Below are 14,175 nucleotides of genomic sequence, written 5' to 3'. Positions count from 1 at the left end.
AATTATTCGGTGATGCGAGTAATACGTCAAAGCGTTATGCTTTTGCGGGCCACTGTTAATGAACCTGGTGGCCGATAATCCCGCCTACCGCTGCGCCGCCGAGGGTGCCGAGTGTGCTGCCATTGGTCAGCACGGAGCCGCCGATTGCACCTGCACCCGCGCCGATAGCGGTGTTACGGTCGCGTTTGGACCAGTTAGAGCATGCGCTCAGAGAAGCTACCAGAGTAACGGCCAGCAGTGCCGTGGCTACTTTTTTGTAATTTAATGACATAATACTTTCTCCTGAATAATTGATTCACGGAAAGGCTTTTCACTTTAAGTTAAGTATAGTGGCTAAATCACAGCTTAAAGCGCCAGCCCGTGAAACGGTGCAGCGATACGGAATAAAGAATCACGCAGGTGACAATCAACACTCAGTAATATCGCTAAGGTAATTTTAATTTCTTAAGCGAATTCAGACAGGTAAAAAGTCTTAATTGGCGCTGAGAATAATCTCAAGCGAAGGCGCGGCCTAAACCGCGCGACGGTGTTTTTTTAAACAGGGCAGGTCAGGCAGGAAAGGGCGACAGGATATCAAGCGTCAGGCCAGAGTCGCTGAGCGCGTCGCGTGCGCTGTCTTTGAGGTTATCATCGGTGATAACACGGCTGAAGCGTGATGCCGGGCCGAGCGTATACGGATGCACCGCGCCAAATTTACTGCTGTCTGTGAGAACAATCGCCTCGCTGCCTTTTTCCAGCACGGCGTTGACCACGTCTGCGCGCATCATGTCGCGACCGGTAAAGCCCGTGTCGGGCGACCAGCCATCAATGCCGATAAACGCTTTGCTGAAATGTACCTGCGAAATGTACTGCCGCGTCAGTGGGCCGACCATCGTTTCGCTTTTCTTCTGATAGATCCCGCCGAGCAGGATTATCTCACAGGAGGTTTCTTTCAGCAGATGCGCGATGAAGCTGCTGACGGTGATAAGCGTTATCTTTTTTTGCTCCGCCAGCGCGCGTGCCAGCAGGGCATTGGTGCTGCCGTTTTCGATAAACACCGTTTCGCCATCATTCACCAGCGAGCAGGCGAAATCTGCGAGACGCCGCTTCAGCGCGAAATTATTCATCATGCGGGTTTCAACGTCGTCGCTGTCAAGCGGAACGGCGAAACCGTGGGTGCGGCGCAGATAGCTCTGCTTTTCAAGAAGGTTCAGATCCTGACGAATGGTGACTTCAGAGACGCCGGTCGTTTTCGCGAGATCCGCCACGCTCATGCGGCCGTGGTCAATCACCATCTGTAAAATAATTTGTTGTCGGGAATTCATATCTGCATCGTTATGCGCGGCGGCGTGCGTGACGCCGCCGCGGTTTCATTTAAAGCGTATGTTCGGTACGGGCGATAATATCATCCTGTGCGTCAGGGGATAAGGCCGTAAAGAACGCGGAGTAACCCGCCACGCGCACCACCAGATCGCGGTAGTTATCCGGGTGCGCTTTGGCGTCCAGCAGGGTTTCACGCGACACAATATTGTACTGAACGTGCCATCCCTTATGCACTTCAAAGAAAGTGCGCAGCATCTGCATCAGTTTCTGGCGATCGCGTAAGTTATCCAGTGTGGACGGGTTAAGCTTCTGATTCAACAACACGCCGCCAAGAATTTTCGCCACGGGCAGTTTCCCGACCGAGTTAATCACCGCAGTCGGCCCCAGACGGTCTGTACCGGACGCCGGACTTGCGCCTTCCGCGAGCGGTGTTCTGGCTTTGCGTCCGTCCGGCGTCGCCATCGTCGCCGCGCCAAACGGCACGTTGGCGGAAATAGACGACGTCCCGGCGTAATAGGTGCCGCCAATCGGGCCGCGTCCGAAGCGCGTGTTATGGTACTGCTTCAGCTCGTCGATGTAAGTCTGATACGCGCGCGCCAGCAGCAGATCGACATCATCATTGTCGTTGCCATATTTCGGCGCGCTGTTGATAAGCCGCTGGCGCAGCTGCTCGCCGCTGAGGCCGGAGAAATCGTCCTCCAGCGCCTGGGCGAGCTGCTGCTGCGTTACCACGGCCTGTTCGAACACCAGTTTGCGCACTGCGGCGAGGCTGTTGCCAAGATTGGCGATGCCGACCTGCAAGCCGGAAACCCAGTCATATTTCGCGCCGCCCTGTTTAATACTCTTACCGCGCTCAATGCAGTCATCAACCAGCGCCGAGCAGAGAATATCGTGTGCGTTCTCCTCCAGCACCGTGTCCACCACGCACTCGATTTCAATCGATTTGCGGGTGTAGTAGCGGATCTGGTTGTCCCAGGCGTTCATTACCTCATCAAAGCCGCCGAAGTTTCCCGCAGAGAGCGCGTGCTCCTGCGCCAGAAAAGTATCGCCGGTAGTGGCGTCGCGACCGCCTTCCAGCGCCGCCAGCATCACGCGGGCGAAGTTAATAAAGCTCATTCCCGTGCAGCGGTAGCCCCATTTGCCGCCGACTGCCGTTTCGATGCAGCCAATCGCCGCATAGTCATACGCGTCTTCGCGGCTCACTCCAAGCTTAATAAACTCGTCGATGACGATTTCATCGTTATTAAACGCGGGCATGCCGAAACCGCAGCGGATCACCTGCACGCAGGCGTCGAGGAAATCATTGCTCATCCCGGCGTGGTAGCGCACGCTCAGGTTCGGTTGCGTGGAACGCAGGCGACCGCACGACTCCAGCACGGCCCAGGAGAGCGGGTTGACGGCATCCACCGGCTCGCCATTTTGCAGGCGCTGGCCGCCAATAGTCACGTTCTGGTAGAGCGGGCTGCCCGCCGAGGCTTTCGAGTGCGAGCCGGAGCGAATTTTGTTGACCTCCAGCAGCTTCAGCCAGCAGCTTTGCAGCAGTTCAATGGCGCGCTCACGTTCAAGCGTCTGCTTCAGTTCGACATCGCGGCGATACCACGGATAGAGATACTGGTCGAGACGCCCGAACGACACGGAGTGGCCGTTGGACTCAATCTGCAACATTAATTGCACGAAATAGCAGAGTTGCAGGGCCTGCCAGAACGAGGCGGGCGGCTGGTGCGCGATATGCTCGCAGTTGGCGGCAATCGCCAGCAGCTCGTCGCGACGAGCCGGGCGCGGCTCTTCCTGCGCCATACGCGACGCCAGCGCGGCGTAGCGCAGGATGTGTTCGCTCAGCGCGCTGAACGTAATGTCGATAGCCTTCAAAAACTGTTCTTTATGCAGGTCGCCCTGATCGGTCAGCATAAGACGCGCGCGACGCTCTGCCACTTTCGCACGCAGGCCGTCGAGGCCTTTTTCCAGCAGCAGCGGGAAATTCACCGCCAGATGCGCGTCGCCTGACGTCATATTGCCTTCGGCTTTGATAATGCCGGACGCCAGCAGCCCTTTTTGTTCGTCGGTAAACATGCCGTAGCAGCGATCCTGCACGGTCTGGCCGCGCCACCACGGGCAGACGTTATGCATGACGACTTTATCTTCGGCGCTTACCGAGAACCCGGCGCCGGGGCGGTCGGCCAGATCGTCAATCTCTTTTTCAATCCAGCTGACGGTATATTCCGGGAAAAACGGCGCGGCGCGCACTTGGCTTGCCTGGTTGCCGACGATAAGCTCGTCGTGCTTGATCCAGATGGTGCGGTTCGCCAGATGGTGCGCCAGCGCCAGCGCGCGGCGTACCGGCAGCGGCTTATCCTGATGAGTCTGGTAAATATGGGTGTAATGCTGCGCGCGCTCGGTGCAGACCGGCGGGCGGACGATTTGCACCAGCGCCGCTTTATGGGCTTTGATGCGCTCGGGAAGAAAATCGAGATTCAGTTCAGTCATGATGGTTATCCTCTTATCCAGGCGGTGAGTCCTTTCTGGCGGGCGTAATCTTCGGCGAACGCCAGCAGCGCCGGTTCGTCGAGCGGCGTCGCAGGTGCCAGATAGGGCCAGTCCAGCAGGCGGTACTTGTTGATGCCCAGGGTGTGGTAGGGCAGAAAATGGATGCTTTTAACGCGCGCTTCATCGGTGGCGAAATCCGTAATGGCGCGGATGGACGCCTCATCGGCGTTAAAACCGGGGATCAGCGGAACGCGGATCGTCATCTCCACGCCCGCCGCGGCGAGCCTGCGAAAATTATCCAGCACCCGTCCGGCGCTGCCGTCAGTCCAGGCGTGAAAGCGTTGCGGGTCGACATGTTTTAAATCGGCCAGCAACAGATCGAGGTACGGCAGCGACGGGGCGATATATTTCCACGGCACATGCAGGCAGGATTCGACGGCAGTGTGAATGCCGGCTTCGTGACTGCGCTGCAACAGCGCCTGCGCCATTTCAGGCTGCATAAATGGCTCGCCGCCGGAGAGCGTGATGCCGCCGCCGCTGCGCGCATAGAACGGGCGGTCGCGCAGCACGGTATCCATAATCGACTCGACGCTTTGGGTTTCACCGCATACGGTCAGCGCCTGGGTAGGGCAGCAGTCGGTGAGCGCTTCAAGCGCGGCGTCATTAAGCGCCGCGCGGTCAATCACCAGCGCGTCGGCCTCGCGGCGAATCGCCTGCGGGCACGCCTTTTGACAGAGATCGCAGCCGCCGAGGCAGAGGCGTTCATCAAACAGCACGTCGCGCTCGCGGCGTCGGCTTTCCGGGTTCTGGCACCAGCGGCAGCCGAGCGAGCAGCCTTTCAGGAAGACCACGGTGCGGATGCCGGGGCCATCATGGGTGGAGTAGCGTTGTAGATTAAAAATCATAGTCGTCGCGTTCTTTGGCTTTCTTACGAAAATAATCTTACTTTCGAATGAAAGTTTTATTGATGGCGATCAGCTTTATCTTCACTGGCTCATTTAAGATGGCGGCAGTGTTAACTTGGTCAATTCAGGAGTCGTTATGGAACTGTATCTCGACACCGCGGACGTCGCGGCCGTCAAACGTCTGGCCCGCATCCTGCCGCTGCAGGGCGTCACCACCAATCCGTCTATCGTGGCGCGCGCGGGCGTGAAACTCTGGGATCTGCTGCCCGCCTTGCAGGATGCGATGAACGGCGAAGGCAAACTGTTCGCGCAGGTTGTTGCGGTGAATGCGGCGGAGATGGCGCGCGAGGCGGAATTGCTGACGCAGCGGGTGCCGGGCGTCGTGGTGAAAATTCCGGTGACGGAAGAGGGGCTCGCCGCGATGAAAATCCTTAAACCGTCCGGCATTGCGCTGCTCGGCACCGCCGTTTATGGCGCGGCGCAGGGGCTGATGGCGGCGCTTGCGGGGGCAGAGTATGTCGCGCCTTACGTGAACCGTCTGGATGCGCAGGGCGGCGATGGCGTGGCGACGGTGCGCGCGCTGCAACAGCTGTTAACGCTGCATGCGCCGCAGGCAAAAGTCCTGGCGGCAAGCTTTCGCACGCCGCAGCAGGCGCTCGGCTGTCTGCTCGCCGGGTGCGAGTCGATAACGCTGCCGCTGGATGTCGCAGGGCAGCTCCTGAATACGCCCGCCGTCGCGGCGGCGGTGGACGGGTTCGGGCGCGAGTGGCATCAGGCGTTCGGTACGCACAGCCTGTAAGCCCGTTAAGGCGTCAGATCTCCCAGGGCGCCTTCTCTTTTTTATCCCCCGGTTCTTCTCCCTGCTGGCTCTGCGCCAGCAGTTCCGTCTTCAGAATTTCCAGGTTATGAATGGCGGAGTGATAATCGCCCGCCACCAGAATATCCAGAACGGTATCGATACGGTCAGCCAGCTGCTGCGGATTTACTGTCGGCATAGTGCTTCCTTTTTACGGTCGGTACTGGGCACATCATGCAGAAAAGCGGCCATAAAGAGAAGCCGCGCGCCGCCTTAATACCCTTCAATAATCAATCATTTCGCTTTAAAAGATAAATAATGGTTATAAAACAGGCGGTCGTCCCGTGCGAAAAGCTGCCGTGAATTAGTCTGATCCTGCGCATAACGCGTTCACTTACATGAGGAAAGACTATGACAGTTTTCAATCAATCGACCTGCAAACTCTTTACCGATGCCGCGCGTTTTACTCAACTTTCCGGGTTTTACGAGGAAGAACGCCACATTATCTGGATGATGTTGCGGGCACAGCCGCGCCCTTGTTTTAACCATGCCCTTATCGAAGAGATAATGAACCTCAGCTATCTGGTGCAGGAGGCTGGGCTTACGGTGGATTTCTGGGTCACCGGTTCGCTGGTCCCCGGCATGTACAACACCGGCGGCGATTTACAGTTTTTCGTCGACTGCATCCGCAACGGCAAACGCGAAGCGCTGCGCGCCTATGCGCGCGCCTGCGTGGACTGCGTACACGCCGCCTCGCGCGGCTTTGACTGCGGCGCCATCAGCCTTGCGATGGTGGAAGGCAGCGCGCTTGGCGGCGGCTTCGAGGCGGCGCTGGCGCACCATTTCGTGCTGGCCCAGCGCGACGCGCGAATGGGCTTCCCGGAAATCGCTTTTAATCTCTTCCCCGGCATGGGCGGCTATTCGCTGGTGACGCGCCGCGCCGGAATGCGGCTTGCCGAGGAGCTGATTTATCAGGGCGAATCGCATACCGCCGAGTGGTATCACCCGCAGGGGCTGGTGGATCAGCTGTTTGAGCCCGGCCAGGGGTTTGTCGCGACGCGCACGTTCATCGACACCCTGAAGCCACGGCTCAACGGGGTGAGGGCGATGCTTCGTGCGCGCCAGCGCGTGCTGCGGCTCTCACGCCACGAACTGATGGAAATTACCGAAGACTGGGTAGACGCGGCGTTCAGCCTGGAGCCCAAGGATGTCGGCTACATGGAGCGTCTGATCCAGCTGCAAAATCGCCATACGGCTGCGGCCCTGCGTAAAGCAGGCTAACGGCCCCCACAGACGCCGTTCATGGCGTCTGTTTTCCGGCGCGGTAATGCTGATACCAGCGTGCCAGCGCGACGGGAGTCATCGGTTTTGCGAACAGAAATCCCTGACGCTGGTCGACGCCGTTTTGCGTCAGAAACGCATCTTCTTCTTCGCTCTCGACCCCTTCGGCGATCACCTGCAAATCCAGCGCCTGCGCGACGGCGACAATGGCGCGCACCAGCGACTGCGACACCGGCTGCTTATGGATATCGCGCACAAAGCTCTGGTCGAGCTTAATGGCGTCAAGCGGGAAGCGCGCCAGCTGCGAGAGCGACGAATAACCGGTCCCGAAATCATCCAGATGCACTTCGGCGCCCAACGCGCTGAATTCGTTAATCACCGACAGCGCCAGATCGGCGTTTTCGATAAGACAGCTTTCGGTGATTTCCACATCAATAGGGCTTTGGGTGAAGTTAAGATCGGCGAGCGCCTGGCGCAGATCGCTTATCAGCGTCTGGTCGGCCAGCTGACGGGCGGAGACGTTCACCGCGACGCGCAGCATGATGCCTTGCTCGCGCCACTTTGCCACCTGGCGCACCACGTCCAGCATGACCCAGCGCCCGAGCGGCACGATAAGCCCCGACTCCTCGGCATACGCGATGAAATCGAGCGGCGGGATCAGCCCGCGCTCCGGCGACTGCCAGCGTACGAGCGCCTCCAGACTGTGCACCTCGCCCTGCACCGTCATTTTGGGCTGGTAGTGAATAACCAGTTGGTTTTTCTCCAGCGCCTTGCGCAGGTTGGTATCAAGCCAGAGGTATTCAAACACCCGCTGATTCATCTCCGGGCAAAAAACGCAGAACTTGCCGCGCCCGTTCTCTTTGGCGGTATACATTGCCGTGTCGGCGTTGCGGATAACGCTTTCGCGGTCATCGCCATGCTGCGGCGCCAGCGCGATGCCGAGCGAACAACCGGTATAGACTTCAATAAGTCCGATGCGAAACGGATGTTTGAGCCGGGTGATGATACGCGATGACATCGCCTCCAGCGCGGCCTGCGAGGTGTCGGTCGCGAGCACGATAAACTCGTCGCCGCCAAGACGCGCCAGCACCTGGTCTTTTTCAAGACAGCTTAAAATCGCCAGCGACACCGCCTGGAGCAGTTGATCGCCGAACATATGTCCGTAGGCGTCGTTCACTTTTTTGAAATTATCCAGATCAAGATAGACCACGCCGACCTGGCTTTCGCCGCGGCTGCTGATAGCGTTGCTTATCATCTCGTGGATGGCGTTACGGTTTGGCAGACCGGTGACGGCGTCGGTGTTGGCAAGCGTGCGCAGGCGCTCCTGTGCACGACGCTCCTCGGTGATATCCGTGCCGGAGCAGATCAGGAAAATTTCGTTGCGACCGCTGCCGCTGTGCACGAATTTATTGCGAAACAGGAAAAGACGCTGGCCTTTGCGGGTTTTCACCCAGCGCTCGACCTCATAAGAGCTGCCGTTGCGAAAAAAACCGGTGATATTGCGGCGCGACGCGGCCGCCTCCGCGGGCGTCATAAAGAGCTTAAAAACGTTTTGCCCGATGACTTCCTGCTCTTTGAGGCCGGTATATTCTTCGCTCAGGCGGTTAAAACGCTGAATATTGCCGTGGCGATCGAGTATCACAATCACCGAATTCGCTTCGGAAACCACCTGCTCGGCAAACGACAGTCCCTGCACCAGATCGCGCGCCACCGACGTCGTGTCGTTCCATGCTGATGCCGTGCCAGCCCACTCCTTGCGGGAGACTTTACGGCCCACCAGATGCACCGGCACCAGTTCGCCAAACAGCGACAGCGACAGCGTGACGCTTGAGGTGATAACCCCCATCGTGCGGATCTGCGCCGCCTGCTCCGGCGTCAGCGGCACCACATGGCTGGTGGTCGCCGCTTCGCTGGTGGCGAGCTGTAAGGCGTTGCTGTCCAGCGGCAGACGCCAGAAAGGGCTGGCGGCGCCGGAATAGCGGTACAGCAGATTATTCTCCAGGTCGTCTTTCATGCTCTCTCCCGAACCCACCCCAGGCGCGACGCTAACGCTACGACGCAACGGCACAGCCGGACTCAGCCAGCAATTACAGGCAAAACGTTTGTTTTTACGGGAATATATTGTCAGCGAAGGCGAATAATCCCCCATCGCCATGACCATTTCGCTTAATTCTCAAGACGTTAAATTACAACGCACAATGTTAGTGTGATCGTTTTTTGAAAAAATGCTCAAGTAAGACCGGAAAAATGTGCGCGCTCACACAGTGGGAAAGACGAGGCGGGAGAAAAGAAAAACTCCCCGGCGGGGCCGGGGAGCGGAGGGTCAGGCAACCGGGCGGGCGATCACGCTGCGGGTTTCCATACGCACTTCAGCGATGGTCACGTCGATAACGTCAGTCACTTTATAAACGGTTTCACCTTTGATCTGCACGGTCCCGTTTTCCTGGCTGCATGCCAGTTCATCGCGCACCGCGTGCAGGAAGGGTGCCGGAATAAACGCGACCGCGCCGTTATCCACCAGACGCACGCGCATACCGCCGCGGCTGACGTCGATGATTTCCGCCGCGAAGCGAGTGTCGGTGCCCGCTTTGTCTTTCAGGAAACGGGCATACAGCCAGTCGCCCACGTCGCGCTCCGCCATGCGGTTGAGACGACGACGTTCCGCCATCTGCACGGTGGACGCTTCCTGCGGACGCTGCGCGCTTTCGCCTTTGATAATCGCCTTCAGCAGACGATGGTTGACCATATCGCCATATTTACGGATAGGCGAGGTCCAGGTGGCGTAAGCCTCCAGGCCCAGGCCGAAGTGCGGACCCGGCTCGGTGCTGATTTCAGCAAACGACTGGAAGCGGCGGATGCGGCTGTCGAGGAAGCCAGACGGCTGCGCGTCCAGCTCGCGGCGCAGTTTGCAGAAGCCCGGCAGGGTCAGCACGTCGTTGGCGTCCACATGCATACCGTGACTTTGCAGCAGCGTCGCCAGCTGTTCGGTGCTGGCCGGGTCGAAGCCCGCATGGACGTTATACACGCCAAAGCCCAGCTTATCGCGCAGCACGCGCGCGGCGCAGATGTTCGCGGCGATCATGGACTCTTCCACGATGCGGTTGGCGATACGGCGCGGCTCGGCGACGATATCCAGCACTTCGCCTTTTTCGCCCAGCACAAAGCGGTAGTCCGGGCGGTCTTTAAACACCAGCGCGTGTTCGGTACGCCAGGCGCTGCGGCGCTGACAAACCTGCTGTAACAGACGGATCTGCGCGGCAATCGCGTCGCTCGCCGGCTGCCAGTCGCCTTTTTCTTCCAGCCAGTTGGAAACGTCGTCATACGCCAGCTTGGCTTTGGATTCGATGGTCGCGGCGAAGAACTGAATCTCGTCGCTGATAGCGCCCTGCGCGTCGATAATCATGCGGCAGACCAGCGCCGGGCGCGCCACGCCTTCGCGCAGCGAGCAGAGATCGTCTGAGAGTTCGCGCGGCAGCATCGGGATGTTAAAGCCCGGCAGATAGTTGGTGAACGCGCGCACTTTGGCGATATTGTCGAGCTTGCTGCCTTCGGCAATCCACGCCGTCGGGTCGGCAATCGCGACGGTCAGCTGCAGGCGGTCGCCATCCAGCGTTTCGACATACAGCGCATCGTCCATATCTTCGGTGCTGGCGCTGTCGATGGTGACGAAATCGAGCGCGGTCAGATCTTCACGCGTCAGGTTTTCATCCAGCATCTCTGTCGCCACGCCGTCCGGCGCTTCGCGCTCAAGGTTGTGGCGAGCAAGCGTTACCCACCACGGAACGAAATGGTCTTCGCCGAAGGTAATGAACTGGGTCAGCTCGGCGTAAAAGCCGCGATCGCCTTTCAGCGGGTGACGACGCATTTCAGCCACCGCCCAGTCGCCGCTCTGGAAATCGTGGCTGACGCCGCGTTCAGCACGGCACGGAATAGCGTCTTTCAGCAGAGGATGATCGGGGACGATAGAAAGACGGTCGTCTTTCTTTTGCACCCGGCCCACAAAGCGGGTCAGGAAGGGTTCAATAAGCTCTTCGGGCTCGGCGGATTCTTTTTCCTTTTCCGTATGGATAACGGCAATGACGCGATCGCCGTGCATCACTTTCTTCATCTGCGGAGGCGGAATGAAGTAGCTTTTCTGCGCGTCAACCTCAAGGAAACCAAAACCTTTTTCCGTGGCTTTTACTACCCCTTCGGCGCGCGGCGTCTGGGAATGCAGTTGCTGTTTAAGCTGCGCAAGCAGCGGGTTATCCTGAAACATAGTGTCGAATTTTCGTGGCCAAAAGAGCGGCTGACAGTTTTACGCGATTGCGCGCCTCCCGGCAAGCGCTCTTTCGGCACACGCGGCGCTACGCCGTTACGCCAAGGGCGAGACGCAGACGGTTCACCCAGCCGCAGAGACTGCCACAGGCGAGCAGGCGCACCGCCGCGTTGGCGTCAACGCCTGCCTCCACGAGCGGCTGCAACTGCGTATGGCTGAAACGCGCCGGCGCGCGGGTGAGCGTCTGCATCGCCTGAATAACGGCGCGCTCGCGCGGATGATGGTGGCTCCAGGCGAGCAGCGCCCGTTCGCCGTTGCGCATCGCGTCCGGGAGATTGGGCTCACCGCGCCAGCGGCGGGCAGCCTCGTCAAAACAGCTGCTGCTGCCGTTGATGCGCGCGCTGAGCATGGCCACCAGCGCCACGTCCTGTTCGTTTGTCTCTGCGCGCAGGGCGTTAAGCAGCGCCGGGAGTCCCTGGAGCGCCGCGGCGTCGTGCACCAGCAGCGACAGCATCGGTTGCAGCAGCGGCTCGTCGAGCGCGGCGTTATACGCCGCCTGCTGTTCGGCGCTCGCCCAGCCCATTTCGAGCGTCGGCAGATCCGGCAGCCAGCGCGGTTCAGGCGCGGCAAAGGCTGCGGCGGGCGCGTCCTGCTGCATGTCGATGCCCGGCAGCCAGCGCGCGGGCTGGCCGGGTTGCGCCTGCAACAGCGCCACCGCGCGGGCCTGGAAGCCCACAAAACCGATAATCTGGGTAAAGGTAATAATGTCATGTACCGACAGGCCCGCGTCTTCCAGCTGCGCGCGGGCGGCGCTGTCAATCAGCGTCGGCGAGCTCGCCAGCTGGCGGGCGGTCTGGGTGAGCTGGGTCAGGCGGCGGTTACTTTCGCGCGACGAGTCGGGTCCCGGCTCCGGCGCCAGACGCGCGGCGTAGTGGTTGCACAACCGCTGGACGCCATAGACCTGCGCCGCCGTAAGCGCGGTGCTGAGGCGGTCATAGACGCTGAGCGTATGCAGGCGGGTAACAGGGTGCTTCACAGGCAGCAGCGACGGAATGAGCGCGCGGGCAGCCTCGCACCACGGCGCGTGTGCCACGCGTTGTTCGTCGTCCAGCGGCAGGTCGAGCAGAAAACGGTCCTCCACCTTCGCGGCTTCGGGAACTAACGGCAGCGGATCTGCCGGACAGAGGCTGGACTGGGTTTCATGATACCAGTGGCTTTTGCCGGTAAGGCGGCGTTGTTCCATGGTCGTTCCTTGTCTGAAAATGAGCGCCCGGAACGGCGGAAACAATACGCGGCGTCGGGCAGGTCATGCACGACTATCCTGGCGTAACACGTCACAGCGATAAAAGATTGTTCGGTGATAACAAATATCAGAAAGGCATAAATAAAAAGGGCAGGTTGAAAACCTGCCCTTGTGCGAGAAAGCGGGAGATTATTTCAGTTCCAGCTCGTTCATCGCGGCGATGCTGAAGCCGCCGTCAACGTGTACCACTTCGCCAGTGATGCCGCCGGAGAGGTCGGAACACAGGAATGCGGCGGAGTTACCCACGTCTTCGATGGTGACGGTGCGGCGGATCGGGGTGACCGCTTCGCAGTGCGCCAGCATCTTACGGAAATCTTTAATGCCGGACGCCGCCAGGGTGCGGATCGGGCCTGCGGAGATGGCGTTAACGCGCACGCCTTCCGGGCCCATAGCGTTCGCCATGTAGCGCACGTTCGCTTCCAGAGACGCTTTCGCCAGACCCATCACGTTGTAGTTCGGGATAGCGCGCTCGGCACCCAGGTAGGAGAGCGTCAGCAGGGCCGCGTTCGGGTTCAGCATCGCGCGGCAGGCTTTCGCCATTGCCACAAAGCTGTAGGCGCTGATGTCGTGCGCGATTTTGAAGCCTTCACGGGTCACGGCGTTAACGTAGTCGCCATCCAACTGGTCAGCCGGAGCGAAACCGATGGAGTGCACGAAACCGTCGAATTTCGGCCAGACTTTGGCAAGCTCGGTGAACAGCGCGTCGATGCTTTCATCTTCCGCAACGTCACACGGCAGCACGATGCTGGAGTCCAGTTGAGCGGCAAACTCTTCCACGCGGCCTTTCAGCTTGTCGTTCTGGTAGGTGAACGCCAGTTCAGCCCCTTCACGGTGCATAGCCTGTGCGATACCGTACGCGATGGACAGTTTGCTGGCAACGCCAGTCACCAGAATGCGCTTACCGGTAAGAAAACCCATAGCTTTTAATCCTTATCGTCATTGTTATGGCGGCAGGCCGAAAGCGCCAGCCGTCGTTAAAACGCGGCGATTCTAACATGACTCGCCGGATGAGTTAATCCGACCACTACAGATGGCGGATTAACGGTCTTTTCGCCAGGCATCGGCGGTTAACGCTTCGCCGAAATGGCTGGCGATAAGCCGTTTGGTTAAATCATGCAGCGGGGAGGCGAGCACGTCGGCAGTGCTGCCGCGCTCGACCACCTCGCCCTGATGCATCACCATCACCTGATCGCTGATGTGTTTCATCATGCCGATATGCTGGGTGACATAAATATAAGAGATACCCTGTTTTTCCTGTAATTCCAGCATCAGGTTGATTAACTGCGAACGCATCGACATATCGAGCGACGCCAGCGCCTCGTCGGCGATGATGACTTTCGGGCGCAGGATCAGCGCGCGCGCGAGGCCCAGACGCTGTTTCTGCCCTGGCGCCAGCATATGCGGATAGTAGCTGACGTGATCGGGCAGCAGGCCCACCATGCGCAGCGTCTCTTTGATGCGTTTCGCGCGGGCGTCCGGCTCAAGATCGGTATTAAGCCGCAGCGGGAAATCCAGGATTTGCGAAATGCGCTGGCGAGGATTCAGCGATGTCGACGGGTCCTGGAAAATCATGCGAATGCGCTGGCTGCGAAACGAATAGTCGCCGAACGTCAGCGGATGATCGTCAATCACCAGTTCGCCGGTGGTCGGGGCTACCATTCCCGCCAGCATTTTGGCGAGCGTGGATTTGCCGGAGCCGTTCTCGCCGATAATCGCCAGCGTCTGGCGCTCGCGGAGCGTAAAGCTCAGCGGCTTCACCGCCTCGACGGTCTGGCGGCGAAACCAGCCGGTCCGGTAGCGGTAGGTTTTGCTCAGGTTGCGAACCTGCAAAAGCGTTTCCACCATT

Annotated in this window: 12 protein-coding genes; 2 read left to right on the top strand and 10 right to left on the bottom strand. The window is 59.4% G+C overall.

Features of this window, described 5'->3' with window-relative positions; genetic code table 11:
- Positions 1-55: 55 nt before the first annotated feature.
- From osmB to AFK67_RS10820, 4 genes are all read right to left on the bottom strand, one after another.
- Positions 56-271, bottom strand: a complete 216-nt coding sequence (osmB, locus tag AFK67_RS10835; RefSeq protein ID WP_007723871.1) for an osmotically-inducible lipoprotein OsmB — start codon at positions 269-271, stop codon at positions 56-58.
- 277 nt (positions 272-548) lie between these two features.
- A complete protein-coding gene (yciT, locus tag AFK67_RS10830) occupies positions 549-1,304 on the bottom strand; it encodes a DNA-binding transcriptional regulator YciT (RefSeq protein ID WP_007723870.1) in 756 nt (251 codons plus the stop codon).
- A gap of 49 nt (positions 1,305-1,353) precedes the next feature.
- Positions 1,354-3,786 carry a formate C-acetyltransferase/glycerol dehydratase family glycyl radical enzyme gene (locus tag AFK67_RS10825; protein WP_038883500.1) on the bottom strand — a complete coding sequence of 811 codons (2,433 nt, stop codon included), beginning with the start codon at positions 3,784-3,786 and terminating at the stop codon, positions 1,354-1,356.
- A gap of 5 nt (positions 3,787-3,791) precedes the next feature.
- A complete protein-coding gene (locus AFK67_RS10820; RefSeq protein ID WP_007723867.1) occupies positions 3,792-4,691 on the bottom strand; it encodes a glycyl-radical enzyme activating protein in 900 nt (299 codons plus the stop codon).
- 136 nt (positions 4,692-4,827) lie between these two features.
- On the opposite strand from AFK67_RS10820, the gene fsa reads away from it, so the two are divergent.
- Positions 4,828-5,490, top strand: coding sequence for a fructose-6-phosphate aldolase (gene fsa, locus AFK67_RS10815; protein ID WP_007723864.1), 663 nt, complete (start codon positions 4,828-4,830; stop codon positions 5,488-5,490).
- A gap of 13 nt (positions 5,491-5,503) precedes the next feature.
- On the opposite strand, the gene AFK67_RS10810 is transcribed toward fsa, so the two are convergent.
- Complete coding sequence (locus AFK67_RS10810; RefSeq protein WP_007723861.1) at positions 5,504-5,686, bottom strand: YciZ family protein; 183 nt, start codon at positions 5,684-5,686, stop codon at positions 5,504-5,506.
- Positions 5,687-5,898: 212 nt separating this feature from the next.
- Here AFK67_RS10810 and AFK67_RS10805 point away from each other — a divergent pair, with 212 nt between their 5' ends.
- Positions 5,899-6,768 carry a crotonase/enoyl-CoA hydratase family protein gene (locus tag AFK67_RS10805; RefSeq protein ID WP_038883515.1) on the top strand — a complete coding sequence of 290 codons (870 nt, stop codon included), beginning with the start codon at positions 5,899-5,901 and terminating at the stop codon, positions 6,766-6,768.
- Between the two features lie 19 nt (positions 6,769-6,787).
- On the opposite strand, the gene pdeR is transcribed toward AFK67_RS10805, so the two are convergent.
- The 5 genes from pdeR to sapF form a co-directional block, all read right to left on the bottom strand.
- Positions 6,788-8,782 carry a cyclic di-GMP phosphodiesterase gene (pdeR, locus tag AFK67_RS10800; protein ID WP_038883518.1) on the bottom strand — a complete coding sequence of 665 codons (1,995 nt, stop codon included), beginning with the start codon at positions 8,780-8,782 and terminating at the stop codon, positions 6,788-6,790.
- Positions 8,783-9,091: 309 nt separating this feature from the next.
- Positions 9,092-11,026 (bottom strand): exoribonuclease II, encoded by a 1,935-nt coding sequence (locus AFK67_RS10795; protein ID WP_007723846.1) that lies wholly within the window; start codon positions 11,024-11,026, stop codon positions 9,092-9,094.
- Between the two features lie 88 nt (positions 11,027-11,114).
- Positions 11,115-12,269 carry a carboxymuconolactone decarboxylase family protein gene (locus AFK67_RS10790; protein ID WP_007723842.1) on the bottom strand — a complete coding sequence of 385 codons (1,155 nt, stop codon included), beginning with the start codon at positions 12,267-12,269 and terminating at the stop codon, positions 11,115-11,117.
- Positions 12,270-12,458: 189 nt separating this feature from the next.
- The gene (gene fabI, locus AFK67_RS10785; protein ID WP_007723839.1) at positions 12,459-13,247 is read right to left on the bottom strand and encodes an enoyl-ACP reductase FabI; all 789 of its coding nucleotides are present in this window, start codon (positions 13,245-13,247) and stop codon (positions 12,459-12,461) included.
- Between the two features lie 120 nt (positions 13,248-13,367).
- Positions 13,368-14,174, bottom strand: a complete 807-nt coding sequence (gene sapF / locus AFK67_RS10780; RefSeq protein ID WP_007723837.1) for a putrescine export ABC transporter ATP-binding protein SapF — start codon at positions 14,172-14,174, stop codon at positions 13,368-13,370.
- Position 14,175: the final 1 nt, after the last annotated feature.

This window comes from Cronobacter dublinensis subsp. dublinensis LMG 23823, assembly GCF_001277235.1.
Taxonomy (GTDB): Bacteria; Pseudomonadota; Gammaproteobacteria; order Enterobacterales; family Enterobacteriaceae; genus Cronobacter; species Cronobacter dublinensis.
The sequence above is the reverse complement of the archived record's forward strand: the minus strand, read 5'-3'. Positions and strand labels throughout refer to the sequence as shown.